The organism is Peribacillus deserti, assembly GCF_002863585.1.
Classification (GTDB): Bacteria; Bacillota; Bacilli; order Bacillales; family DSM-1321; genus Paraperibacillus; species Paraperibacillus deserti_A.
The window spans coordinates 144644-168329 of record NZ_PGUY01000062.1; the positions used below are offsets into that span (position 1 = coordinate 144644).

Consider the following 23686-nt stretch of genomic DNA (forward strand, 5'->3'; position numbering starts at 1 on the left):
CTGCTATGATAAAAAATATCTTTATTACTGGCTATAAGGGATTTGAATTGGGGATATTTAAAAGAGAGCATCAAGGCGTCGATTACATAAAAAAAGCAATTAGAAACCATCTGCTGAGTCTAATTGAAGAAGGTCTGGAATGGGTGCTGATTTCAGGACAGCTGGGAACCGAATTATGGGCAGCCGAAGCTGTCTTTGAGCTGCAGGAGGAATATACAAACTTAAAAATTGCGGTGCTGACCCCGTATCTTGATCAAGAGGCGAACTGGAATGAAACCAATAAGGAATACTACGAATCCATATTGGCCCAGTCCGATTTTGTAGACTCTATTTCTAAAAAACCATATGAAAGTCCGCAACAGCTAAAAACAAAAAACCATTTCTGCATAAAAAAAAGTGATGCATTGCTAATATTTTACGACGAGGAACGTGAAGGCTCTCCTAAATTCATTTATGAGGATGCCAGGGCTTATGCTGATTCACATCCATACCCAATTTACCAGATCACTTTTGACGACCTGCAGCAGATTGCTGAAGAGGATCAGTGGGAGTAATTTAAATATTAAAATTGACAAATCCCTATATTTTTGAAAAAATAAAGTAAAATTAAATGCTTCGTGAAAGTTCTGAGGTGAAGTCTTATGCTATCTGATAAGATCAAATTAACAGCAAAAGATATTCTTGAAAAAGATTTTAAAACGGCAATGCGCGGATATAAGCCGGAAGATGTAGATCAATTTCTGGATCTGATTATAAAGGATTACGAAACCTTTCATCATGAAATTGAAGAATTGAGGCAGGAAAACCTGCGGCTGAAAAAACAGACGGAGGATACATCGAGAAGACCTGTTGCACCAGCACCGGCCCCCGGACCTGGTACAACCAACTTTGATATCCTGAAGCGGCTGTCTAATTTAGAAAAACATGTATTTGGGAATAAACTGTTCGATTAAGATTATTTTACCATTGCAGTAGTGACTTATATTGTATATAATAACTATTGTCATGTTCGATGACGTTCGGGTAATCGCTGCAGCAGCTTATGCTACGCTGTAGAGGAAAGTCCATGCTCGCACAGGCTGCGATGCCTGTAGTGTTCGTGCCTAGCGAAGTCATAAGCTAGGGCAGCTGGGTGTATACTCGGCTGACGGCTGGGAAAGCACCTAAGTCAGTTTCCTGATATGGTGCCGGTACCTGTAAAAGTGCCACAGTGACGTAGCCTTTCTAGAAATGGAAAGGGTGGAACGAGGGTAAACCCCACGAGCGAGAAACCCAAATTTAGGTAGGGGAACCTTCTCAATTGGAAATGAACAAAGAGAAGGACGGATATATTTATATCCGTAGATAGATGATTGCCGCCCTGGTACGAGACATTTTTGTCGTTATTAGTACCTAGGAACAAAACATGGCTTACAGAACGTTATCAAACTGCTTTATTTTTTGAATTATAAATGCTGCATACAGAGCTCTCCTGTCTAAGGGAGAGTTTTTTTATGGTACATAGGGAAAGTACATAGAGACCTTTTATTTTAGCTGGAAAGAAGCATATTAATAACCAGGAAGAACATTGGAATTTATGATCTTGGATATTACATGCCCTTCGCAAGAGAAGCGTTGAAAAGGAAGTGCTCTGATTATTATTCTAGGTGGGTGGATCAATGAGTAAATTTACATTAGCTGCCACTGCGGCAATGGGTTTAGAATCCCTCGTAGCGAATGAACTAAAGGATCTTGGCTATGAATGTCAAGCTGAAAATGGACGTGTTCTTTTTAAAGGTGATGAAAAAGCCATCGCGCGAACAAATTTATGGCTTCGCACGGCAGACAGAGTCAAGATAATAGTAGGTGAATTCCCGGCAAAAAGTTTCGAGGAGCTGTTTGAAAACACAAAAAGATTAAATTGGGAAGATTATCTGCCTGAAGACGCAGAATTTCCTGTGTCCGGCAAATCGGTTAAATCTGAATTGTTCAGCGTGTCCGACTGCCAGGCAATTGTAAAAAAAGCAATTGTGGAAAGACTTAAAAGCCGCTATAAGACTGTGTCATGGTTTCAGGAAACAGGACCTCTTTTTAAAATTGAGGTTTCTTTATTGAAAGATAAAGCTACTTTGACCATCGATACCAGCGGTGCAGGCCTTCATCGCAGGGGTTATAGGGCCGGGCAGGGTGAGGCACCTATCAAGGAAACATTGGCTGCTTCTTTGATTAAGCTGACTAACTGGCACCCTGACCGTCCTTTTGTTGATCCATTCTGCGGGTCTGGGACCATCCCGATCGAAGCTGCAATGATCGGCCAAAATATAGCACCGGGCTTCAACCGGGAGTTTGTGTCAGAATCATGGGGATGGATCTCACCAGATATTTGGGAAGACGTACGCATGGAAGCTGAAGATACCGCTAAATATGGTCAACCTCTCGATATAAGTGGTTTCGATATTGATCACAAAATGGTGGAAATCGCGAAGCAAAACAGTATGGAGGCTGGGTTTGGCGAGCTGCTGGAATTCAAGCAGATGCAGGTAAAGGATTTCACGACAAAAAAAGAATATGGCGTTATAGTTGGAAATCCTCCATATGGAGAACGTCTGGGAGATAAACCCGCAGTTGAACACATGTACCGTGAAATGGGAAAAGCATTCAGCAGGCTCGATACCTGGTCCGTGTATATGATCACCTCTCATCCAGACTTCGAGAAACATTACGGGAAACAGGCAACAAAGAAAAGGAAATTGTTCAATGGTTTCATCCGTACAGACTATTATCAATTTTTTGGCCCGAGACCGCCAAGAAAATGAGTTAGAATGGAATAGAGCAGTATCATCCTGCATAAAATGAGAATATCGTTCATTTTACCTGCAGAGGAGTGCTGGCCTTGCAAGAACAATATATTAATTTTGAATTAATATCAAAAGCGATCCAAACCACTTTTGATAAGCTGAAAGAAGAAGAGCCGTACAATCACAGGAGCCTTACTGACTTGATGGAAGCGGAGAGAAATTTAAATCAAGCTTTATCCTTTCATCTTCAAGCAAAAATATAAGTAAGATGAGTGCGCTTTTGGGCGCATTTTTCTTTTGATACAAGTGTTTCATTTACTTGATTTGTGTAACAAACAGAACAGGGAGTAAAAGGAGAGTACTAATGGCACAATCATTTCCATTCGCTATAACGAAGACCGACTCATTCTACGATAAACTGTCAGAGTGGATTGGCGATGTTTTTTACGATATCCTTCCAGAAAAAGGATTTGAGCTGAGGGATGAACAGGTTTTTATGGCCTTTCAGCTTGAGAAAGCTTTTAAAGAGAAAAAAATAATGTTCGCTGAAGCGGGAGTAGGCACTGGTAAAACCATCAGCTATCTTTTATATGCCATCTTTTATGCCCGATATTTTAATAAACCAGCCATCATTTCATGTGCAGACGAAACTCTCATCGAGCAGCTGGTAAAAAAAGAAGGCGATATTTCCAAACTGGAGAAAGCATTGGGGATTGAGGTGGATGTAAGACTAGCAAAATCTCATGAGCAATACTTATGCCTCAATAAGCTCGACCTTGCTGTAAATCATGTAGACTCAGAAGCCATTGACCAGGTATTCGAAGAACTGCCTAAATTTGTTCATCAAGGTTCTTCCATGGCAGCCTACGCTCCATATGGAGACCGTAAAATGTACTCTTATGTGAATGACGAAGAATGGAGCAAGATTAACTGGGACAGCCTCCAAAGCTGTTTTACTTGTGAACAGCGCCACCGTTGCGGCCAAACGCTTTCACGTGATTTCTACCGGAAATCGAGTGACTTAATCATTTGTTCCCATGATTTCTTTATGGAGCATGTCTGGACTAAAGAGTCCAGAAAAAGAGAAGGACAGCTTCCGCTTCTGCCCGAATACAGCTGTGTGGTATTTGATGAAGGGCATTTGCTTGAGTTTTCTGCCCAAAAAGCCCTTACTTATAGAATTGCTGAGAATACCATTTCGTCCGTACTCGACAGACTCTCCGCAAATGATATAAGAGATGAAACTCTCTATGTCATCGATGAGATATTAGAAATTAATCAGAAGTTTTTCAGCGAACTCAACCAGCAGGCAACCGAAGTAAAGGGTTCTAATAGACTGCAGATTGACTTGAATCCATCCATCATTTCTCTAGCCAGCCATTTCAATGAGAAAATACAGGAGCTTGAAGACAATCTAGTATTTGATGCTGAAATGTATACCATTAATGATTATCAGCTTAAAGTAACTGAGGAGTATCTAGAAGGACTTTCCTATTCACTCTCTTTGCTGTTAAAAGAAAGACAGGCTGTTGTCTGGTTTGAGCAGGAAGGGATTTCGAGAACATTGGTAATCATGCCAAGGCTCGTTAAAGATATATTAAGTGAACAGGTATTTTCACAAAAAGTACCATTTATATTTTCTTCGGCTACGCTATCAGACAATAAATCTTTTGATTATATTGCAGAAAGTCTGGGAATCCAAGAATATCTAAGTTTCTCAGTGGCTTCTCCTTTCGACTATGAAGAGGTGATGAAGATTTCAACACCGGTAATTCAGACGAACGAGGAAAAGCTTGTATATACGATGAAAGCTTTAGGAGAATCGGGAGGGTCGTCCCTGGTATTATTTAACTCTAAAGAAGAACTCCTATGGTTTAAGGAAAATGTACACAAAGATCTGCCCTTTAATATCTATTATGAAGGGGATGCTGAGATCAGCGATCTAGTTCGTACCTTTCAGAAAGAGGAAACGTCTGTTCTTTGCTCATTCCATCTCTGGGAAGGACTTGATATTCCAGGACCTTCACTGTCCAATGTTGTGATCTTCTCATTGCCTTATCCTCCAAAAGATCCAGTTTTTGAGGCAAAAAGACAGGCTGTAAAAAATCCATACCTTCAGGTGGATCTTCCTTATATGCTCTTGAGGCTGAGACAGGGGATCGGCAGACTGATAAGGACCACGGATGATAGGGGCACAGTGCATATCCTCCTGCCTGCTGAATTGAATGAAGCTGCAAGGAGCAAGATAGAGGAAATCCTCCCTGTCACCCCAAGTTAAATAAAAGGTAAGGCCAATAATCCGGCAGTAAGGGAGATAAAATAAATATGATTTTATCTCCTTTTTTCTGTCGAGATAATCTCGGCGACTATTTTTCCGGATATAAACAAATCAATACAGCGCTGGCCGATAATCTGCACTGTATAGGCGAGCCCTGCATGGTTTTCTGTAATAGGTCAAAGCGCTGACATTAAAAAGGGGATTCCCGCTCGGCGATAAGCATATTCCTTAAAAGAAAAGCATAAAGACTGCTGGATAAGCATAAAGCACTAAACATAAGCATAGGAAGAAGACAGATAATCATAAACAGTGAAAACATAAGCATAAACCCGCGAAACCTAAGCATAAGTCTTCAATATATAAGCATATCTCCATAGAAGGTAAGCATAAACCCTATTCCGTGGTTCTAAATCCTTTACTTTTAATTAAAACCCCATCCAAAAACCCTGTTTTTCCAGAGCTGGGGAGACAAGCTGCAAAAAAGTTACTTAGATTGATGTTTTATCAGCAAAAATACATATTTATTGGAAAAAACGACCACATTTTCCCCAGTGTTCTGAGTGTTAGTTCAACGGCAGCTGAGTACGCAAAACTGAATAAGAAATACTAAATTCGATTTTAAAAAAAGAATTGTAAACGGTCCATTTATAATCTATTTAATCATGGGTTCTCTTTCCTAAAGAATCAGTTTCAACATAGAATTCCTTTTTTCACAAGCTGGGAGATAAAAATACTATTTTATCTCCTTTTCTTCGTCGCTGCCTTTAAGTTCTGAGCATGTATAACACAGCAACTCTGATTTATTATTGATGACACCATCCAGAAAGCCGTCACGGCAGTATATATTTTTGCCGCAGCTAGAACATCTGCCAGCCAATTCCATAATTCCAGTCTCCTTCGAGTTTTTAGAAAATACATTTTATTCTTACATTACAGTTAAGTATAAAATAAAAATATGATAAAATACATTAGGAACCGATGCGAGGGGAATCGCTCCGCGTAAATGGCTTTACAGCTGCTCGAGTACATATAAAAAAAGAAGCAGCAAATGAAGGGGGAAAAGAAATGACTGAAAGTACACAGAAATTAGAACAGGACTTTCTGGAATATGTAAAAAAAGTATCTGCATATAATGAAGCGCTTGGACTGATCTTTTGGGATTTGCGGACTGGTGCTCCTAAAAAAGCTGTAGAACAGCGTTCACAGGTGATCGGCATTTTATCTTCCGAAGTGTTTGCTATGTCAACAAGTGAGCAGATGGCTGCCTTTATAGCAAGGCTTTCAGAGGCAGAAGTATTTAGATCCTTGAGCACAAGCACACAGAAAATCCTTCTTGAATGCAAAAAGGATTACGAACGAAATAAGAAAATACCGGCAGCGGAATACAAAGAGTATGTTGTCCTTCAATCAAAAGCTGAGTCCGTATGGGAAGAAGCGAAAGCAAAATCTGATTGGGAATTATTTAAGCCATACTTAAAGAAGATTGTAGACTTTAATAGACGTTTTGTTACATATTGGGGATATGAGGGCAATCCATACAATACATTGCTGGATATGTATGAGCCCGGGGTGACAGTGGAGGTTCTGGATCAGGTATTTGGGGAATTGAGAAAAACGATTGTACCGCTTGTTAAGGAAATAGCCGAATCAGATCATAAGCCGGAAACCAACTTCTTATATAACTTCTTTTCAAAAGAAGACCAAAAGGCGTTCAGTCTCGATGTCTTAAGGGAGCTTGGCTATGATTTCGAGGCTGGCCGGCTTGATGAGACCGTTCATCCATTTGCGATTGGCTTGAATCCCGGCGATGTAAGGGTGACAACCAAATATGATGAAAATGATTTTAGAACGGCTATCTTTGGTACCATACATGAGTGCGGACATGCCATATATGAGCAGAATATCTCAAGCGACTTAATTGGCACCCCTCTAGCTGATGGTACATCAATGGGTATTCATGAATCTCAGTCGCTTTTCTTTGAAAGCTTTATTGGCCGAAATTTTTCTTTCTGGAAAAAACAGTACCCGCTTCTTCAAGAATATGCGGAAACTCAATTTAAACATATTGAGCTGGAAGATTTTTATCGTGCGATTCACGAATCCAAGCCTTCCCTAATTAGAATTGAAGCGGATGAGTTAACATACCCGCTTCATATTATGGTGCGTTACGAAATCGAAAAGGCTTTATTCAATAATGAATTAGAAGTAGAGCAGCTTCCAGAAGTGTGGAATCAAAAATACGAAGAATATCTCGGAATACGCCCTGATCAAGATGCCAATGGCGTACTACAGGATGTACATTGGGCAGGAGGAAGTTTCGGTTATTTCCCATCGTACGCTTTAGGATATATGTATGCAGCCCAAATAAAGAATGCCATGCTTAAGGATCTTCCAAACTTTGATGAGCTATTGGAACAGGGTGGAATTCAGCCTATTAAAAATTGGCTCACTGAGAATATCCACCAATATGGAAAAATGAAACAACCATTGGAAATTCTTCAGGATACAACAGGAGAAGGCCTGAACGCAAGCTATTTAATAAATTATTTAACAGAGAAATACGGTAAAGTATATCAGCTGGCCTGAGTCTTTAAACCCTTGAAGCATAAGAAAGAGGAGTATCAGTAACTGCTCCTCTTTTTCATTATTAAAATTGCCGGACCAATGGATACGACCGTCAGCCGAGGGAAGGAGAGGATTAAAATAAGAATGCATCTTGCTTCTATCTCTGTTCTTCTAGCAGGCATACTCTGGGGATTAATCGGCATTTTTGTAAAGGGGCTCCATGGATTGGGTCTATCCGCAATGGATATTGTCGCCGTTCGGTCGGCCGCAGCCTTTTTGATCCTTCTGCTTGGAGAGCTTATGTTCAAGCCGAAAGAACTGCTGATAAGACCCAAAGATATCTATTTATTTATTGGGACGGGTATCTTAAGCATGGTGTTTTTTAACTGGTGTTATTTTACGGCTATGCAGATGCTGGGCATATCCCTTGCGGTGATCCTGCTGTATACGGCGCCGGCATTTGTTCTCCTTTTATCGAGTATCTTTTTAAAAGAAAGCTTTACTAAATCGAAGCTTCTGCTGATTATCGGTACTTTGATCGGCTGTACCCTTGTTGCCGGAGCGAACATAGGCACATCGGACATGTCTATAGCTGGCATTATAATCGGGCTCGGTTCTGGATTAGGGTATGCCCTTTATAGTATCTTCGGCAAATTAGCCTTAAAAAGATACAGCTCATACACGATAAGTCTATACACATTTTTCTTTGCCTCAATCCCCCTGGTACCTCTCACAACATTTTGGACAGATCTTCCGGGAGGACAAATGATCACCTTTTCAATATATACGGCGGGGCTTGGAGCAATTTCGACCGTCCTTGCTTATCTATTGTATACGAACGGCTTAAAAAGGATGGAAAGCAGTAAAGCTTCACTTCTTGCAGCCATCGAACCGGTTACGGCCATGTTTATAGGCCTCTTCCTATTCGGAGAACAAGTAACTTTGTTGCAGATAGCAGGTTCCATGATCATATTGCTTTCGGTTTCTGCGCTGAGTGTCAGCCAGGACAGGTTAAAGCGGGTGGTATCGCGAAGGGAGCCTTTTTTTAAAAAGCTATAAATTTGAGTGGAGATCCTTGTGTCAGAGGATCTTTTTTCTATTCTAGGCCTTTTTCTAATGGCTGTTTTCGCAAACTTTGTTGCTATAGTACAAGGGGTTGATTTCCGCTCCAGGATGCTCGCTTTCCGCGGGGCGGGCGGTGAGCATCCTCGTCTTCGCCTGCGGAGTCTCACCTGTCCCGCTGCTCCCGCAGGAGTCTCGCACCTTACGCTCCAATCAACCTGATTTAACAATAGGTGATGCAACAAAACTTATTAAAAAACAACAATCTTTTAGAAAAGAGCCTTTCTAATAGATTATTGTTTTTTATTAAGTTCTGTGAACCAGTCCTATTGTTAAACAGGCTGATTGGGACGTAAAGAATTTTTCAATAACAATAAAGTTTGAGAGAAACGCCTTTTTTTAGAGTAATTTGTTAAGAAATCTTCGTCTCTAATCCGGAGCTGCTTCTAAATAAGGCCTCTGGCTTTATTATTCCTATTTGGTTAAGGTACTCTTATAGGGATCAGCTTAACTCCCCTGCATAAAACCCAAGTGTGAATTTACTCTATCTCATTGCTTAGATGGTCTATCATCCTTAAGAGAAGGGCTTTTATCTATCCTGCATGTGATCCTCATTCACCATAAAGACCCTCTTATCCGAACGATAATATGAAAAAATAACAAAAGGTTCGCTTTTTTAATAAAAATCCTTGTAATCCTTTCGATAAGTGGTATAATTCAACTATCAATCAAATATGTAACACCCTCATATAATAGCGGGAATATGGCCCGCGAGTCTCTACCAGGTTACCGTAAATGACCTGACTATGAGCGGGCAATACAGATATTTTATCTGGAGCTTATTTATTATGGCTTAAGTGTATTGCTTCACTCTTGTGAAGCAATACACTTAAGCCTTTTTTTTGTTTTTTCGGCTATGTTAAAGTTCGTTGTTGAATTTGGCACTAAGTTGATTGTAGCGGACAAGCGTGACTCCTGCGGGAAAGCGGGTATTGTCTAGCTACGGATTGACACCTTCGGTCATGAGATAATCGCCATCAAAAGGCCAAAAGCGTCATTCGTTGGTGGAAATCAACAGGCAAGTGTAACAGAGCTGTTCTTTAAAAGGAAGTACATCGGGGAGGAACTAATTGTGAAGCTGTTAAAGGAAAAAATGCTCAAGGAAGGGATCGTTTTATCTGATTCCGTGTTAAAAGTGGATTCTTTTTTAAATCATCAAATGGATCCACAGTTAATAAATGAGATCGGCAGAGAGTTTGCCAATAGATTTGAGTCAGAGTCAATAACGAAAGTCCTTACCATTGAGTCTTCGGGAATTGGACCCGGGATTTTGGCAGCAATGTACCTTCAGGTTCCACTTGTTTTCGCAAGAAAAAGGAAATCGCTGACACTTACCGATAACCTTTTGACATCTTCTGTTTATTCGTTTACGAAGCAAGAGAACTACGAAATATCGGTTTCCAATCGATTCTTAAGCTCACAGGACAAAGTGTTGATTATCGACGATTTTCTGGCAAATGGACAGGCTGCACTAGGTTTGATCGACTTGATTCAAAAAGCGGGATCCGATTTAGCGGGCGTGGGGATCGTAATTGAAAAAGGCTTCCAAGACGGTGGAAAAGTGCTCAGGGAGCGGGGCATTAGAGTAGAATCACTGGCGATCATTCATTCGCTGAAAGAAGGAAACATACAATTTGCAGAACAGGCAATGGAGGGAGCTATACATGAATAATTCAGTATTTAAATTAACATCGTTAGGTATTCAGCATGTTCTTGCCATGTATGCCGGTGCAGTTATCGTGCCTCTTATCGTAGGCGGGGCAATGGGGCTTACAGGGAATGATTTAACATATCTTGTTTCTGTTGATATCTTAATGTGCGGATTAGCTACTTTACTGCAGGTCTGGCAGAATCGTTTCTTTGGAATAGGCCTCCCTGTCGTTCTGGGATGTACGTTTACAGCGGTTGGGCCAATGATTGCCATCAGCGGAGAACATGGGTTATCAGCTATTTACGGTGCAGTTATTGCATCTGGATTATTTGTTATATTAATCAGCGGATTTTTTGGAAAGATGGTGAGGTTTTTTCCTCCTGTTGTGACCGGGTCTGTTGTAACAATTATTGGGATCACATTAATTCCTGTTGCGATGAATAATCTTGCTGGCGGTCAGGGAGCAAAAGATTTCGGATCTTTATCAAATATTGCATTAGGATTTGGGACTTTATTTCTTATTATTGTATTGTATAAATTTTTTACAGGGTTTATCAGAGCTATTTCAATTTTAATTGGATTAGTTGTGGGAACGGTGGCTGCCGCTTTAATGGGGAAAGTTAATTTCAGCGCAGTAGAAACGGCTTCCTGGTTTCATGTGGTAGAGCCTTTCCATTTTGCAGCTCCTGTATTTCAATTCACACCGATTCTAACGATGTGCCTTGTGGCTGCCGTAAGCTTAGTCGAATCTTCAGGAACGTATTTTGCTTTGGGCGATATAACCAATACGAAAATATCTGAAGAAAAACTGTCAAAAGGATATAGGGCGGAAGGACTTGCAAGTGTAATTGGCGGAATTTTCAATGCTTTTCCATACACTACATTTTCTCAAAATGTCGGCTTGATTCAAATGTCAGGAATTAAAACAAAAAAAGTGATTTATCTGACTGGTTTTATGCTTATATTCCTTGGACTCGTGCCCAAAATTGGAGCTCTTACAACCATCATTCCTTCTTCCGTACTGGGCGGGGCTATGGTAGCTATGTTTGGAATGGTCATCGCATCAGGAATCAAGATGCTTAGCCGGATTGAATTCGCCAAGCAGGAGAACCTGCTGATCATTGCCTGTTCAATAGGCATGGGAATGGGGGTAACAGCTGTACCGGACCTTTTTGCCCATATGCCTGCAAACGTGAAGATTTTTACAGACAGCGGTATTGTTTCAGGGAGCTTGACGGCGATCCTATTAAATATTATTTTTAACCTGCTGCCTGGTAATCAGAAACATCTGTCAGTTAATGCGTTAAAGGAACAGAAGGCATCATAGATCAAAAAAATCGGCTCTATAATATTTGTTGGGGTCGAGGGAAAATTTCCGGGCATAAAAAAACACGCAAACTTCCATTTCTTTTATACTTGAATTGTCGAGAAACAAGTAAAGGAATGAAGTTGCGTGCAAATGAATTTTATCATGAATATTCCGGGATTAAAAGGGGTTATACCAACTAGATTTGAAGATGTGGGAGGAGTAATCCGGATTTATGTAGAGGTGGAACGGAAGGTGCATCGGTGTCCTAGTTGTCAAAATAGAACAAGTCGTGTCCACGACTACCGTATTCAAAAAATCCATCACTTAAAATGGTTCGAGAGGCAGACCCAAATCTTTTATAAACGTAGGCGTTATGCGTGTAGCTGCGGCAAAAGATTTTCAGAGAAGAATCCAATTGTTCAGCGCTACCAGCGTACTTCCATTGAATGGAATCAGGCTGTAATAATTCGGGCTGTAAAAGGAAAGACCTTTAAGGAAACAGGTGAAAACTATGGTGTATCAGCTACCACGATTGTTCGTCGGTTTGACCAGTTGGCACGATGTGAAATTCGACCTGTGGAAGACTTACCTTCGGTCATTGCCATAGATGAGTACAAAGGGGATACACGCGAAGGAAAGTATCAGCTGATCATTGCAGACGCTGTTACTCGAAAACCGATTGACATTCTTCCTAATCGTTATAAAAAGACGATTAAGCACTATCTTCAAAAACATGGCAGCCAGGTACAGATGGTTGTCATGGATATGAGCCAGTCCTTCAAGGCAGCTGTCCAGTCCGCGTTAGGACGTCCGGTTATCATTGCCGACCGGTTTCACTTCTGCCGATATATCCATTGGGCACTTGATGGAGTAAGGAGACGGTGCCAGCAGTCCTTTCATGATTATGATCGTAAAAAGTGTAAACGGATGAAGCACGTATTCCATAAATCAAGTACCAAGCTCAATGAAGAGGAACGATGGCATTTACAGCGTTATTTAGAGATGTCTGAAGAGCTCAGAAGAGCCTATGAATTAAAAGAAGCCTATCAGACTTGGTTTTCACATGCCAAGGAAAAAGGGACCCACCTAATGGGAGAAGTAAAAGAGGAATTATACGAGTTTTATGAACTGGTAAGAAGATCAGAAATTCCTGAAATGAATAAGGCGATAAAAACCTTGCAGAATTGGCAGACTGAAATCTTGAACAGCTTTATTTATCCCTATTCCAATGGGTTTTTAGAAGGTATAAATAACTCAACTAAGGTGCTGAAACGGAATGCGTTTGGTTTTAGAAGTTTCGACCGTTTTAGGGCTAAAATATTATTAACACATCAGTATAAAGGAATTGGGGTTCACATTGGATAGGGGTGACGACTCAAGTCATCACCCCAACATTTTTTGCTTTTTATCTGAAAAAAGCTTTATCAATATTGTACTTTGACTTCAGCTCATTAATAATGTATGTTTCATAAATTTCCCGGTCTACTGGTTCTTCTACATAACAGATATCAATGGTATACACTTCATCTCTGTGCTGTTTAATTGGAGAAACGGTATCCTCAAAATGCTTCTTGATTCTTTGTCTAAGTTTACGTGCTTTCCCGACGAACAACAGTTCATCATTTATATTATAAAACATAAAGATCCCGCCTTTGTCCCTGGGGATTCGGTGGAAATCCTCAAATCCGTTGATATTGCTCAGTTCGGGATTGGGTTTATTCGGTTTAGTGATAGAAAGATCGGGAGCTGGTATTTCTATTTTAATCACGGTATACACTTCCTTCTTATTATGTAAAGATAAATGGTAACATAAGTTGCAAACAAATTCCATTTAGTTCTGCGATTAGTGTAAGATAGATCTATTTTCCCCAGCTTAGGGATTTTTATGGCCAGGGAATTTTTTATATCAAAAGGAAAAAACTGTGCAACTTCCCAGATGAACTGAATACAATATTATAATTACTCGTATGAAAGATGGGAAGCACTTGAAAAAGCAATATTGCGTTCACTGTAAATCTATCTTTGATGAAGCTGAAGTCTGTAGAAACTGTGGCAATAAAGATCTTAAACCCATCATTATTGAAGTTCAATATCAAAAAGATTCTAAGGAGTAGGGGTCAGGCCTATTACATAATATAGCATGTCCGCTCCTTATTAACCTCATGGAATTTCATGAGGTTTTTATTTTTCGGAAAACAATTTTTCAAGTTTAAAGTTCTTTAGACCATTTTAGACCTAATGTATAACAAGGCTGGGAATGGATAAGTGGCAAGGAAGACCATTTGAGTTTCTCTCACCGATGAGGCTGCTGGAGGCACACGCTAAAAAAGCGAGTGTCTCTGTCAGCGATCAAAAGCGGTAAACAAGTTAAATTTTCTGTATTTAAGAACACTCTTTTTGATAAAAATGTAAATCTATCGTATGGTAAAAATAGAAAAATTTTATATGTAAAAGGGGTCCTAGAAATGTTTTTACCATCGTTTAATCTTGACGGAAAAACGGCTATCGTAACAGGAGCAGGCCGTGGAATCGGCAGAGCCATAGCCATTGGCTTTGCGGAAGCGGGTGCTGATGTAGCTCTTCTAGCCAGAACAAAAGCAGACCTAGAAGATACAGCCGGCATCATCGAAGGCCTGGGGCAGAGAGCTTTGCCCATCGTGACAGATCTTACAGACGCGGAACAGATTAAAAGGGCGGCAGAAATCGTCCATCAGGAAGAAAAAAAATTGATATCTTGGTTAATAACGCTGGAATGAATATCAGGTCCAAGGCGCTTGACGTTACTGAGGAAGAATGGAAGCAAATCATGGATACCAACTTAAAGTCCGCGTTTATGATGTCCAGAGAAATAGGCAAGTATATGGTCCAGGCTGAACAGGGGGGATCCATTATTTCGGTTTCATCTGTAGCAGGTCATGTTGCCTTACGAACCGGAGTTGTTTATGCTGCCACCAAGGCTGCATTAATACAAATGACAAAGGTGCTTGCTTACGAGTGGGGAAAGCATAACATCCGGGTGAACAGCCTAGGGCCATGGTATTTTAAAACACCACTGACGGAGAAGCTTCTACAAGATCAAGAGTATGTTCAAGAAATCTTGAATGTCACACCTTTAAATCGGATTGGGGAACTTGAAGAACTAGTGGGTCCTGCAGTATTTCTTGCTTCAGATGCTTCCAATTACATAACGGGCCAGACTTTGTTCGTGGATGGGGGAATGACCATCCAAGGGTTTTAAAAGAGAAGGAAAAGGGGTAAATCAAAAGGCACTGATGCCTGATGGTTTACCCCCCTTTTACTTTTATGGACCTTGAGCGCAGCATGGAATACTTGTGCCAGGTTTTGGACAAGTTACATACCATGGACTAAGAAAGGTGATACTATGGCCAATATTATATCCGTTTCAGATATTCAGCTTCCTTATGAGATTAATCAGTCTACAGTTATGGACTTTGCACGTGAAATGTTTGGCTCGTCTTTCAGGGATATAGACAGACTCCTGAAAGTCTTTGTTAATGGCCAGATTGAAAAGAGGCATTTTGCCTGCGATTTGGATTGGTTTCGCCAGGAACATACTTTTGAGGAAAAAAATAATACATACATAGAGCAGGCCGTCCGTTTTGGTTCAGAAGCCATTCAGGATTGTTTAAATCAAAAAGAATTCCTAAACCGGACAATCAGTGAAGAAGAAATTGACGCGGTCATATTCATTTCCAGTACTGGACTATCTACACCTTCTATAGATGCAAGAATCATGAATATTCTCCCGTTTGGTTCTCACACGAAGAGGATTCCCATTTGGGGCTTAGGCTGTGCAGGCGGAGCTGCCGGACTTTCCAGAGCCTTTGATTATTGTAAAGCGTACCCAAAGGCTAATGTGCTGGTTTTGTCGATCGAGTTCTGTGGTTTAACCTTCCAAAAAAATGATGTTTCCAAAAGCAATTTAATCGGCACATCCATTTTTGCAGATGGAGTGGCCTGCGCCCTTTTGTGTGGAGATGAATCCAGCCTCCTAAAGGAGAGAAGACTACAGGCTGTTCCACAGATTGAAGCGGTTCAGTCTACCCTGCTTAAAGATTCGCTGAATGTTATGGGCTGGGATGTAAAGAACGACGGCCTGTTTGTTATCTTTTCGAAAGATATTCCGACACTCATCTCTGGGTGGCTTAAGCCGAATGTTGAGGAGTTCTTAACAAATGCTGGATATTCCCTCAGTGACATCACCCACTTCATCGCCCACCCTGGCGGTAAAAAAGTCATAGAAGCTTATGAAGAAGCACTTGGTTTTTCTGATGAGAAAACAGCACTTTCATTGCAGGTATTGAAAGAATATGGCAATATGTCTTCCGCAACAATTCTCTATGTGCTAAAAAGGTTTATGCAGGGAGATGCAGTAAGCGGTGACAGAGGTCTTGCGGCTGCACTTGGGCCAGGTTTTTCCTCCGAGCTTCTATTGATGAGGTGGAAATGATGTATTTTGCCGTATTTATTGTACTGGTAATCTTGCAGCGGCTTGGAGAGCTGGTTATTGCCAAACGAAATGAAGCCTGGATGAAACGGCAGGGAGCAATCGAGTTTGGTGCTTCGCATTATTCCTGGATGGTTGCCATGCATGCTTCATTTTTCGTTTGCATGATATTTGAAGTGACTCTCACTGATAGAGGTGCTAGTGATTTCTGGATCCCTTTATTCATTATCTTTCTGATCCTGCAGGCCGGAAGGATTTGGGCCCTCACCTCACTGGGGAGATTCTGGAATACTAAGATCCTCGTTGTCCCGAAGGCTAGGGTAGTGGAGAGAGGACCTTACAAATATGTAAAACATCCAAACTATATGATTGTCGCGATGGAGCTTGCAGTCATTCCGCTTCTTTTCAATGCCTATTTTACTTTGATATTATTTACGATACTGAATATATTAATGATGTATAAGCGCATACCCGCAGAAGAGGAAGCATTGCAGAAATTCACAGATTATCATGATGTTTTTAAAGCGAAAGCAGCTCCCATCCCTAAAAATATAAAATAATCTGAAAATATGATTGAAAATGATTATCATTCGTGATACACTCTAATTGAGTTTGAAAATTATTCTCATTTAAAGAAGATAATCATACAATCTAATGTGAGGTGCTGACAAGGATGATCTGGTTATTTATTATAGCGATTATATGTACATATTCCCTCGTGATGAAATACGTGCTGAGCAGCATACAAAAACCCTATAAGCAGGGGAAAGCTCCATCGATTGCAACTGAAAAAAACAGCGGTGCTTTTATAGCTGCCCATTCAACCAGGTGAAAATCACCTGGTTTTTTTATTTTAGGCCCAAATTAAAAATCTTTGTTAATTTAGGCAAACGCAAATCACGGTAAGTAAACCTCGCAGGCGAGACGCATAAGTATTCTCGGACTCACCGGGTAATAGCGGGTGCCTCATAAGGTGGCTTGTATGAACCTGTAAGTATGACTATGGTTCTGTCATTTTCGCTAACGCGCTCACCTATTTAGAAGTCTGCTTGTTTTCGGAACATTCTCCGCATTTCCTGCCGAAATCTACAGGCATATTTTAATAGAGCTTTATCAAAATATTGAAATATTGCTTCCTTTCTCGTCGATATCGATTAAAATAATACTGAGTTGTTTGAAAAGCCAAGCTGACAAGGGGAACTAACTATGAATCATACCATTACAGACCAAAAAGGACTTCTTGAGTCGTTAGGTGAATTGTATCTGCGCATATCGGCTTCAAAAGACGAATTACATGCAGGTAAAATAAAAGGATTGATCAATAAGGTTAGGAAGGAAGAAAAATTAATTGCCTTTTGCGGACATTTTTCTGCAGGGAAGTCAAGTATGATTAATGCGCTGCTTGGCCATGATCTGCTTCCATCCAGCCCGATTCCGACCAGTGCCAATATTGTTAAAGTCAAAAAGGGAGAAGAATATGCAAAAGTGTTTTTCCGCGAAGGAAAGCCATATCTGTATCCCGCTCCCTATAATTATGACCTGGTAAAAAGCTTCTGTAAGGATGGTGACAGCATCTCCGGGATAGAGATAAGCACCGGGCGCTTTCCGCTTGAAAATAATTGTGCTGTAATGGATACACCTGGCATCGATTCTGCTGATGACGCGCATCGTATATCGACAGAGGAAGCGCTTCATCTGGCGGATATCGTATTTTACGTGATGGATTACAATCATGTCCAGTCCGAAGTGAACTTTTTGTTTACAAAGGAACTGCAGGCTGCCAATAAAAAATTGTATCTTATTGTAAATCAAATTGATAAACATGATGAAACTGAATTAAAGTTCTCACAATTTAAAGAATCTGTGGAAGAAGGATTTCTTAATTGGGAAGTAAAACCAGAAGATATTTTCTATACATCTGTTAGATATCCTGAGCTGCCGCATAATGACTTTGCAAAAGTGGGACAGATAATTTCTGATTTTTCCAAACTAGATCAGAAGATGTACACAGAATCTGCTTATCATTCCGCGCTGAAGATTTTACATGAGCACTTAAGATGGCAGGAAAACCGAATGGCAGAGGAAAATGGTAAGTATTACAGTTTAATAGAGAGGTATAATCACGAAGACCGGCTGGATATGCTAGCAAAATTAAAGTCCCTGGAGAATGAAAAAAACAGTATTCTTGCATACCCTGAAAAAATGAGGGACTATTTCACTGCGAAATTAGACATGATCTTAAAAAATGCTTATTTAATGCCTGCAGAAACCAGGGATCTCGCCAAAGAGTACCTGGATACAACCAGGCGGGATTTTAAGGTTGGACTGTTGTTTTCGAAAGGCAAAACGGAGCAGGCACGTTCGGAACGGTTTAATAAATTGAAGCAGGATCTGGAAGAAAAGCTGGCATCACAACTGGAACGACATATAAGGGAGCTTTCTATCTCCATATTGAATGAAAGCCAGCTTACTGATGAGTCTCTTGAGGCTGACGTTAGGGGGCTGACTCTGGAACTGCAGGACAGCCAGATTTCGGATATTGTTAAACCACAGGTAAGCATAACTGGTGAGTACGTCCTTAGTTTTACAAATGAATTAGCGGATGTTTTAAGAAAAATTGCCAAAAAAGCCGGATTGGAATTCCTGGAGAAATTCAACGCTAAGCTGTTAGAACGCCAGGAATATCTGCTCTCACAGAGAATCGATGAATTGGAAACTATCACAGCATTTAAAGAGGCTTTACAAAAAATAGAAGCTTCCAAGGTGTTTCTGGAGCGGGAGGAAGCTGATTTAAGCAGGGTTCTGGATGAGAATGCTGGTGCTGGCACTAAGGGAAGCCTTAGAAAGCTTCTCCAGAAATGGGACGGGGAAGAAAATGACTATAAAGTAATCATTTCCGATGATCTAGAAACTATCATAAATGAGGCGGAAAAACAGTCAGAAAATGAACAGAATGCAGTTCAGGCTAAGAAAGAGCGTTCAAGGGAACAAGGCAAGGTTCAAATGAAGGATCAGGCTGGCATGCTTGCATCTGCATCTGAATTGTTAAAGGACATAAAAGGTTTCCGATATCTGTCTGAGGATATGAAGGCAAGTGCCGGGCGGCTTGATAATCAAACCTTCACTATTGCACTTTTCGGTGCATTCAGTGCGGGGAAATCTTCTTTTGCCAATGCCATTCTTGGGGAAAGGGTGCTCCCTGTATCTCCTAACCCTACAACAGCTGCCATTAATAAAATCTGTCCGCCGGATGAACGCAATCCTCATGCGACCGCACGGGTAAAGCTAAAAACAGAGGAAATGCTTCTGGAAGATGTGTTATTAGCCTTGGCTGCTTTTAGTATGAAGGCAGCTTCATTGGAGGAAGCGTATCAGCATGCAGGAAGGCTGTTGGGAAAATCATCAGTAAATGGGAAACAGAATGCCCAGCTTTCTTTTCTCAGGGCATTTCATGAAGGTCTGCCGCATTTTCAAGCACAGCTGGGAACGGAAATAATAGCTGATTTGGAGGAATTCAGGAAATTTGCTGCATCTGAGCAAAGATCCTGTCTGGTTGATTGGATAGAGCTTTATTATGATTGCGAGGTAACAAGAAAAGGAGTCGTCCTTGTCGACACTCCTGGAGCAGATTCCATCAATGCAAGGCATACAGGCACAGCCTTCGAGTATATAAAAAATTCAGATGCTGTCTTGTTCGTCACCTATTATAACCATCCGTTTTCTAAGGCAGATAGAGAATTTTTAATTCAGCTTGGAAGAGTCAAAGATTCATTCGCTATGGATAAAATGTTCTTTATGATCAATGCTGTAGATCTTGCGGCAAATGAGAAAGAGCTTTCGGAAGTTATGATGTACATGGAGGAACAGCTTGCTAATTTCCAAATCCGTTCACCTAAACTTTATCCAATATCAAGCAAAGCCGCGCTGGAGGAAAAGCTTGGCCACCCTGTCTTAGAAGAACATTTTCTGCCTGACAGTGGACTTAAGTCCTTTGAAACTGATTTCAATGACTTTTTAGAACATGATTTAGCTGAAATGGTGATGGCTTCATCGCGTGCTTTATTAGTCAGGGCAGAAAGAATGCTGAGAGAAGTCATTGCAGCATCGAAGCTTGATGAAGAAAGCAAGCGGAAGCAGAAAATCCAGCTGAAAAATGAACTGATTGAAATGAAGTCATTTATAAATAAGGGTCCATTGGAAATGGATTTACACAGATTAAAGTCTGAAATAGAAGAGCTGTCTTACTATAGTAAACAACGCGTATTCCTGCGCTTCAGTGATTTCTTCAAAGAATCCTTTAATCCGGCTGCTTTAAGAGATGATGGGAGAGACATGAAGCAGGCATTGAAGGCGGCGCTGAAAGAGCTGCTGCAATCGCTGGGCTTTGATTTTTCTCAGGAGATGCGGGCTACTTCCCTCAGGACCGAAAATTATATGAATAAACTGCTGAGTGAAAATTATGGTAAATGGGATTCACGGATAAAAGAAATCAGGCAGGCGGTGGAAACGGCTGCATTCAGTCCATCTTCCTTTGATGTATTGGAATTTAAGCCTGCATTTGAAGGGTTAGAAGGCAACTTTAAGAAAGAACTGACTTACTTTAAGAATCCGAAGAGCTTTTTTGAAAAAAATGAAAAAACAAAAATGAACGATGCCATCCGTCAGTCACTTGACGATCCTGCCTCTCTGTACATAAAGGCACAAGGGAGCAGAATGTTTGATTATTACGGAAAGAAGTTCGAGCAAGAATTTGAAAGTGTAAGGCAGAAGCTTATAACAGAGCTGGAAGATATTTATAACGGGTACGAGGAAGCGTTAGACGACACCGGGAATGCTTCAGCCTATGAAGAATGCTTGGCTCGTCTCCTCCAAATTACGAATGCTGATTAAACTTAGGGGGAATACGAATGAAGTTTTTTATGGAGACCAAGGAGCTTTTTGACAAGCTGAATGATCCTGGAATAAGGATAGCCGACTGCCGATTTACTCTAGGTAATCCGGATCAAGGTGAGTCTGCATACAAACTTGGCCATATCCCGGGAAGTGTCTACTTTCACCTGGAAAGGGATTTGTCAGGGGAAGTAAAAGAACATGGAGGCCGTCATCCGCTGCCAGATATGAAGCTATTTGCAGAAAAACTGAAGAAAGCCGGGATAGGCAATGAGGAGACACTGGTTGTCTACGATGATGGTGATTATGCATTTGCTTCACGGTTTTATTGGATGATGAAATACGCTGGCCATGAGAACGTGTACCTGCTGAGCGGCGGATATCAGGCATGGGTGCAGGCTGGGTATCCGATTACTTCAGTCATACCAAAGAATGAGGACAAAGAGTATGCGCTCGATCTTAAGGAAGACCTGCTGACAGATTACATCACAATTAAACAATTCACTGAAAACAAAGCAGAGTTTGTATTAATTGATTCCAGAGAAGAAAAAAGATATCTGGGAATAGAAGAGAAAATTGATAAAGCTGCCGGTCATATTCCTGGAGCGATTAATAAAGTGTGGATGGATGGAATTGCCAACGGGCGATTTAAATCCGCTGAAGAGCAGCTAGCGAGATTTAGTGATATAGATAAAGATCAAAAGGTTGTTGTATACTGCGGATCTGGAGTAACGGCGGCACCTAATTATCTGGCTTTGAAAATGGCAGGCTACGAGAATGTAAGTGTGTATATTGGAAGCTTTAGCGACTACATCTCTTATGAAGGAAATTCAATAGAAACGGTCAGGAAATAGGGATGAATAGCAGGCTCTCAGGTAAGATATATTCTTCGGTTGGTTATCTCCTAAGCCTCGGGTAGCAATGAGAAATGTTTATGCGCACGCAAGGCGGACAGTTCCGATATGTGAAAATTATCTCCTTTTTGAAGCTGTTTTATGTTAAAATAAGTATGGCTTGTCTATATTTAAACATAACCAAACTGCCAGGATTCCATCGTACACGATGGAATCCTGACAGTTTTTACAATTCATAAAGAGGTGAAAGGGATGGAACTCCGTTCTATTGAAATAGAATCGCAAGAAAAGCTGCCTTCCCTAATGCTGGTGGATGGAATGGCCTTGTTGTTCCGTGCTTTTTATGCAACGGCCATGAGCGGACAATTCATGATCAATTCTAAGGGAATGCCTACAAACGCAATTCAGGGCTTTTTAAAGCATCTTTTGACAGCTGTTAACCATTTTGAGCCTTCCCATGTTGCAGTGTGCTGGGATATGGGCAGCAAAACGTTTCGTTCTGAAATTTTCACTGAGTATAAAGCAAACCGTCCGGAAGCCCCTGTAGAGCTGCTTCCGCAGTTTGATGCAGTCAAAGAGGCTGTACAGGCTTTTGATATTCCTAACATAGGGCTGCACGGATATGAAGCAGATGACTGCATCGGGACCATTGCAAAGGAAGCAAAGGCTTCAAGCAGAGTATTTATTCTTACGGGGGATCAAGATCTTCTGCAGCTGATTGAAGAAAATATTTCAGTAGTCTTGCTAAAAAAAGGCTTTGGCAACTATGAAGTACACGATACTCAGTCATTCCTTGATTGGAAAGGTATATCCCCAAGGCAGATGATCGATTTAAAAGCCTTGATGGGCGATCCTTCAGACAACTATCCAGGCGTAAAAGGGATCGGTGAGAAAACGGCGCTGAAACTTCTTCAAGCTTACGATAACATAGAGGGCATCTTAGAAAACCTGCTTTCCCTTACAAGAGCCCAGCGCGAAAAAATTGAAGCAGCTGTCGAGATGCTTCATCTATCCAGACAGCTTGCAGAAATAAAATGTGATGTTCCTGTTGCATGCACGCTTGACCAGGCTAAATGGGAATATAACAAATCAGCAGTATCCGAGATGTTAAATGAATATGAAATTAGAGGTTTGCAAAGATATTTAGCATAAACACACCAAAGCAGGGTTGATGCTTATCAGCCCTGCGTGCTGTGTTATATTCTAGTGTTGTCTTTTTTGGCAGCGTTCTCAAGCTTTGTCTTAGGATCATGGGCTCTTTCGTCCTCTGCATAGCCCTGAGGAGTAACGCCAAGACTGGCTTTTCCACGGTTTTTATTATTTTTTTTGGTCATCTAAATCCACCTCCTGAACTTATTTATTCCTTAATTTGCACTGATTTATGATTAGATAGTGGAGCTGGTATATTATTCTCGAAGGGATTCACTGCAGGATGAAAACAGTAGAAGAGTACTTATATGATCTAGAGGCAAAGGGATTCAGCTTTGCCGAAGACGCAATTGGTTTTATTTACTTTGGCAAACAATATACAAATGCAAGTGATACGATTGTAAACATAGCCATTGAAATTACACTTAAAGCACAAAAAGATTTTGATGGGAGCTTTTATATCTCCCTGCTCGAATCACTGGTCCAAAATAACATCACATCTAAGAAAAGGGCCACGCACTTCGCTCTGGAACGTAACTTAATTTAATACATAAACAAAAACCGGGAATTTGGAATTCCCGGCCAGGCTGTCGAGAAAGGTCTCGGCGGCCTTTTCTGTCTTG

The 23686-nt window shown here is 40.8% G+C and carries 19 protein-coding genes, 1 other RNA gene, 1 pseudogene and 1 riboswitch; of the genes and pseudogenes, 19 read left to right on the plus strand and 2 right to left on the minus strand.

What is annotated here, in order from left to right:
* Positions 1–8: 8 nt before the first annotated feature.
* From CUU66_RS19345 to CUU66_RS19395, 11 genes are all read left to right on the plus strand, one after another.
* On the plus strand, positions 9–554 hold the full coding sequence (locus CUU66_RS19345) for a DUF1273 domain-containing protein (protein ID WP_101645093.1): 546 nt from the start codon (positions 9–11) through the stop codon (positions 552–554).
* Positions 555–641: 87 nt separating this feature from the next.
* Positions 642–953, plus strand: a complete 312-nt coding sequence (gene gpsB, locus CUU66_RS19350) for a cell division regulator GpsB (protein WP_101645042.1) — start codon at positions 642–644, stop codon at positions 951–953.
* 62 nt (positions 954–1015) lie between these two features.
* Positions 1016–1418, plus strand: an RNA gene (gene rnpB / locus CUU66_RS19355) — RNase P RNA component class B.
* Between the two features lie 240 nt (positions 1419–1658).
* The gene (locus tag CUU66_RS19360) at positions 1659–2795 is read left to right on the plus strand and encodes a THUMP domain-containing class I SAM-dependent RNA methyltransferase (protein ID WP_101645043.1); all 1137 of its coding nucleotides are present in this window, start codon (positions 1659–1661) and stop codon (positions 2793–2795) included.
* Positions 2796–2872: 77 nt separating this feature from the next.
* Positions 2873–3040: a hypothetical protein gene (locus CUU66_RS24390; protein WP_180955358.1), complete on the plus strand. Its 168-nt coding sequence runs from the start codon at positions 2873–2875 to the stop codon at positions 3038–3040.
* Between the two features lie 101 nt (positions 3041–3141).
* Positions 3142–5055, plus strand: a complete 1914-nt coding sequence (locus CUU66_RS19365) for an ATP-dependent DNA helicase (RefSeq protein WP_101645044.1) — start codon at positions 3142–3144, stop codon at positions 5053–5055.
* A 1065-nt stretch (positions 5056–6120) separates the two neighbouring features.
* Positions 6121–7641, plus strand: coding sequence for a carboxypeptidase M32 (locus tag CUU66_RS19375; protein WP_101645046.1), 1521 nt, complete (start codon positions 6121–6123; stop codon positions 7639–7641).
* 123 nt (positions 7642–7764) lie between these two features.
* Positions 7765–8679 carry a DMT family transporter gene (locus tag CUU66_RS19380; protein ID WP_101645047.1) on the plus strand — a complete coding sequence of 305 codons (915 nt, stop codon included), beginning with the start codon at positions 7765–7767 and terminating at the stop codon, positions 8677–8679.
* A 728-nt stretch (positions 8680–9407) separates the two neighbouring features.
* A riboswitch (purine riboswitch) is annotated at positions 9408–9509 on the plus strand.
* A 305-nt stretch (positions 9510–9814) separates the two neighbouring features.
* The gene (locus tag CUU66_RS19385; protein ID WP_101645048.1) at positions 9815–10414 is read left to right on the plus strand and encodes a xanthine phosphoribosyltransferase; all 600 of its coding nucleotides are present in this window, start codon (positions 9815–9817) and stop codon (positions 10412–10414) included.
* Positions 10407–11720 (plus strand): nucleobase:cation symporter-2 family protein, encoded by a 1314-nt coding sequence (locus CUU66_RS19390; RefSeq protein WP_101645049.1) that lies wholly within the window; start codon positions 10407–10409, stop codon positions 11718–11720. Before CUU66_RS19385 ends, CUU66_RS19390 begins: the two co-directional genes overlap by 8 nt.
* A 132-nt stretch (positions 11721–11852) precedes the next feature.
* The gene (locus tag CUU66_RS19395; RefSeq protein WP_101645094.1) at positions 11853–13067 is read left to right on the plus strand and encodes an ISL3 family transposase; all 1215 of its coding nucleotides are present in this window, start codon (positions 11853–11855) and stop codon (positions 13065–13067) included.
* Positions 13068–13107: 40 nt separating this feature from the next.
* Here the strand turns inward: CUU66_RS19395 and CUU66_RS19400 are convergent, their stop codons facing one another.
* Positions 13108–13533, minus strand: coding sequence for a nucleotide excision repair endonuclease (locus tag CUU66_RS19400; protein WP_374703014.1), 426 nt, complete (start codon positions 13531–13533; stop codon positions 13108–13110).
* Between the two features lie 634 nt (positions 13534–14167).
* Between CUU66_RS19400 and CUU66_RS19405 the strand changes: the two are divergent.
* The 7 genes and pseudogenes from CUU66_RS19405 (at position 14168) to CUU66_RS19430 (ending at position 23066) form a co-directional block, all read left to right on the plus strand.
* Positions 14168–14940 (plus strand): annotated as a pseudogene (locus tag CUU66_RS19405) (SDR family NAD(P)-dependent oxidoreductase).
* 144 nt (positions 14941–15084) lie between these two features.
* On the plus strand, positions 15085–16173 hold the full coding sequence (locus tag CUU66_RS19410) for a type III polyketide synthase (protein WP_101645051.1): 1089 nt from the start codon (positions 15085–15087) through the stop codon (positions 16171–16173).
* On the plus strand, positions 16170–16730 hold the full coding sequence (locus CUU66_RS19415; RefSeq protein WP_374703015.1) for an isoprenylcysteine carboxyl methyltransferase family protein: 561 nt from the start codon (positions 16170–16172) through the stop codon (positions 16728–16730). The genes CUU66_RS19410 and CUU66_RS19415 overlap by 4 nt, the downstream gene beginning before the upstream one ends.
* A gap of 113 nt (positions 16731–16843) precedes the next feature.
* The gene (locus CUU66_RS24395; RefSeq protein ID WP_180955359.1) at positions 16844–17002 is read left to right on the plus strand and encodes a hypothetical protein; all 159 of its coding nucleotides are present in this window, start codon (positions 16844–16846) and stop codon (positions 17000–17002) included.
* A gap of 374 nt (positions 17003–17376) precedes the next feature.
* On the plus strand, positions 17377–21060 hold the full coding sequence (locus tag CUU66_RS19420; protein WP_101645053.1) for a dynamin family protein: 3684 nt from the start codon (positions 17377–17379) through the stop codon (positions 21058–21060).
* Between the two features lie 17 nt (positions 21061–21077).
* Complete coding sequence (locus CUU66_RS19425; protein WP_101645054.1) at positions 21078–21914, plus strand: sulfurtransferase; 837 nt, start codon at positions 21078–21080, stop codon at positions 21912–21914.
* Positions 21915–22166: 252 nt separating this feature from the next.
* On the plus strand, positions 22167–23066 hold the full coding sequence (locus CUU66_RS19430) for a 5'-3' exonuclease (protein ID WP_101645055.1): 900 nt from the start codon (positions 22167–22169) through the stop codon (positions 23064–23066).
* 44 nt (positions 23067–23110) lie between these two features.
* Here CUU66_RS19430 and sspL read toward each other — a convergent pair whose 3' ends face one another.
* Complete coding sequence (gene sspL / locus CUU66_RS19435; protein ID WP_101645056.1) at positions 23111–23248, minus strand: small, acid-soluble spore protein L; 138 nt, start codon at positions 23246–23248, stop codon at positions 23111–23113.
* Positions 23249–23346: 98 nt separating this feature from the next.
* Here sspL and CUU66_RS19440 point away from each other — a divergent pair, with 98 nt between their 5' ends.
* On the plus strand, positions 23347–23610 hold the full coding sequence (locus tag CUU66_RS19440) for a DUF6123 family protein (RefSeq protein ID WP_101645057.1): 264 nt from the start codon (positions 23347–23349) through the stop codon (positions 23608–23610).
* Positions 23611–23686 lie beyond the last annotated feature (76 nt).

Bases quoted from the DNA above. Each gene is read 5' to 3' on its own strand.
- CUU66_RS19415 (WP_374703015.1), top strand. From the start codon at position 16,170: ATGATGTATTTTGCCGTATTTATTGTACTGGTAATCTTGCAGCGGCTT.
- CUU66_RS19425 (WP_101645054.1), top strand. From the start codon at position 21,078: ATGAAGTTTTTTATGGAGACCAAGGAGCTTTTTGACAAGCTGAATGAT.
- gpsB (WP_101645042.1), top strand. From the start codon at position 642: ATGCTATCTGATAAGATCAAATTAACAGCAAAAGATATTCTTGAAAAA.
- CUU66_RS19420 (WP_101645053.1), top strand. From the start codon at position 17,377: ATGAATCATACCATTACAGACCAAAAAGGACTTCTTGAGTCGTTAGGT.
- CUU66_RS19400 (WP_374703014.1), bottom strand. From the start codon at position 13,533: ATGGAATTTGTTTGCAACTTATGTTACCATTTATCTTTACATAATAAG.
- CUU66_RS19410 (WP_101645051.1), top strand. From the start codon at position 15,085: ATGGCCAATATTATATCCGTTTCAGATATTCAGCTTCCTTATGAGATT.
- CUU66_RS19390 (WP_101645049.1), top strand. From the start codon at position 10,407: ATGAATAATTCAGTATTTAAATTAACATCGTTAGGTATTCAGCATGTT.
- CUU66_RS19440 (WP_101645057.1), top strand. From the start codon at position 23,347: ATGAAAACAGTAGAAGAGTACTTATATGATCTAGAGGCAAAGGGATTC.
- CUU66_RS19360 (WP_101645043.1), top strand. From the start codon at position 1,659: ATGAGTAAATTTACATTAGCTGCCACTGCGGCAATGGGTTTAGAATCC.
- CUU66_RS19430 (WP_101645055.1), top strand. From the start codon at position 22,167: ATGGAACTCCGTTCTATTGAAATAGAATCGCAAGAAAAGCTGCCTTCC.
- CUU66_RS19375 (WP_101645046.1), top strand. From the start codon at position 6,121: ATGACTGAAAGTACACAGAAATTAGAACAGGACTTTCTGGAATATGTA.
- CUU66_RS19365 (WP_101645044.1), top strand. From the start codon at position 3,142: ATGGCACAATCATTTCCATTCGCTATAACGAAGACCGACTCATTCTAC.
- CUU66_RS19395 (WP_101645094.1), top strand. From the start codon at position 11,853: ATGAATTTTATCATGAATATTCCGGGATTAAAAGGGGTTATACCAACT.
- sspL (WP_101645056.1), bottom strand. From the start codon at position 23,248: ATGACCAAAAAAAATAATAAAAACCGTGGAAAAGCCAGTCTTGGCGTT.
- CUU66_RS19380 (WP_101645047.1), top strand. From the start codon at position 7,765: ATGCATCTTGCTTCTATCTCTGTTCTTCTAGCAGGCATACTCTGGGGA.
- CUU66_RS24395 (WP_180955359.1), top strand. From the start codon at position 16,844: ATGATCTGGTTATTTATTATAGCGATTATATGTACATATTCCCTCGTG.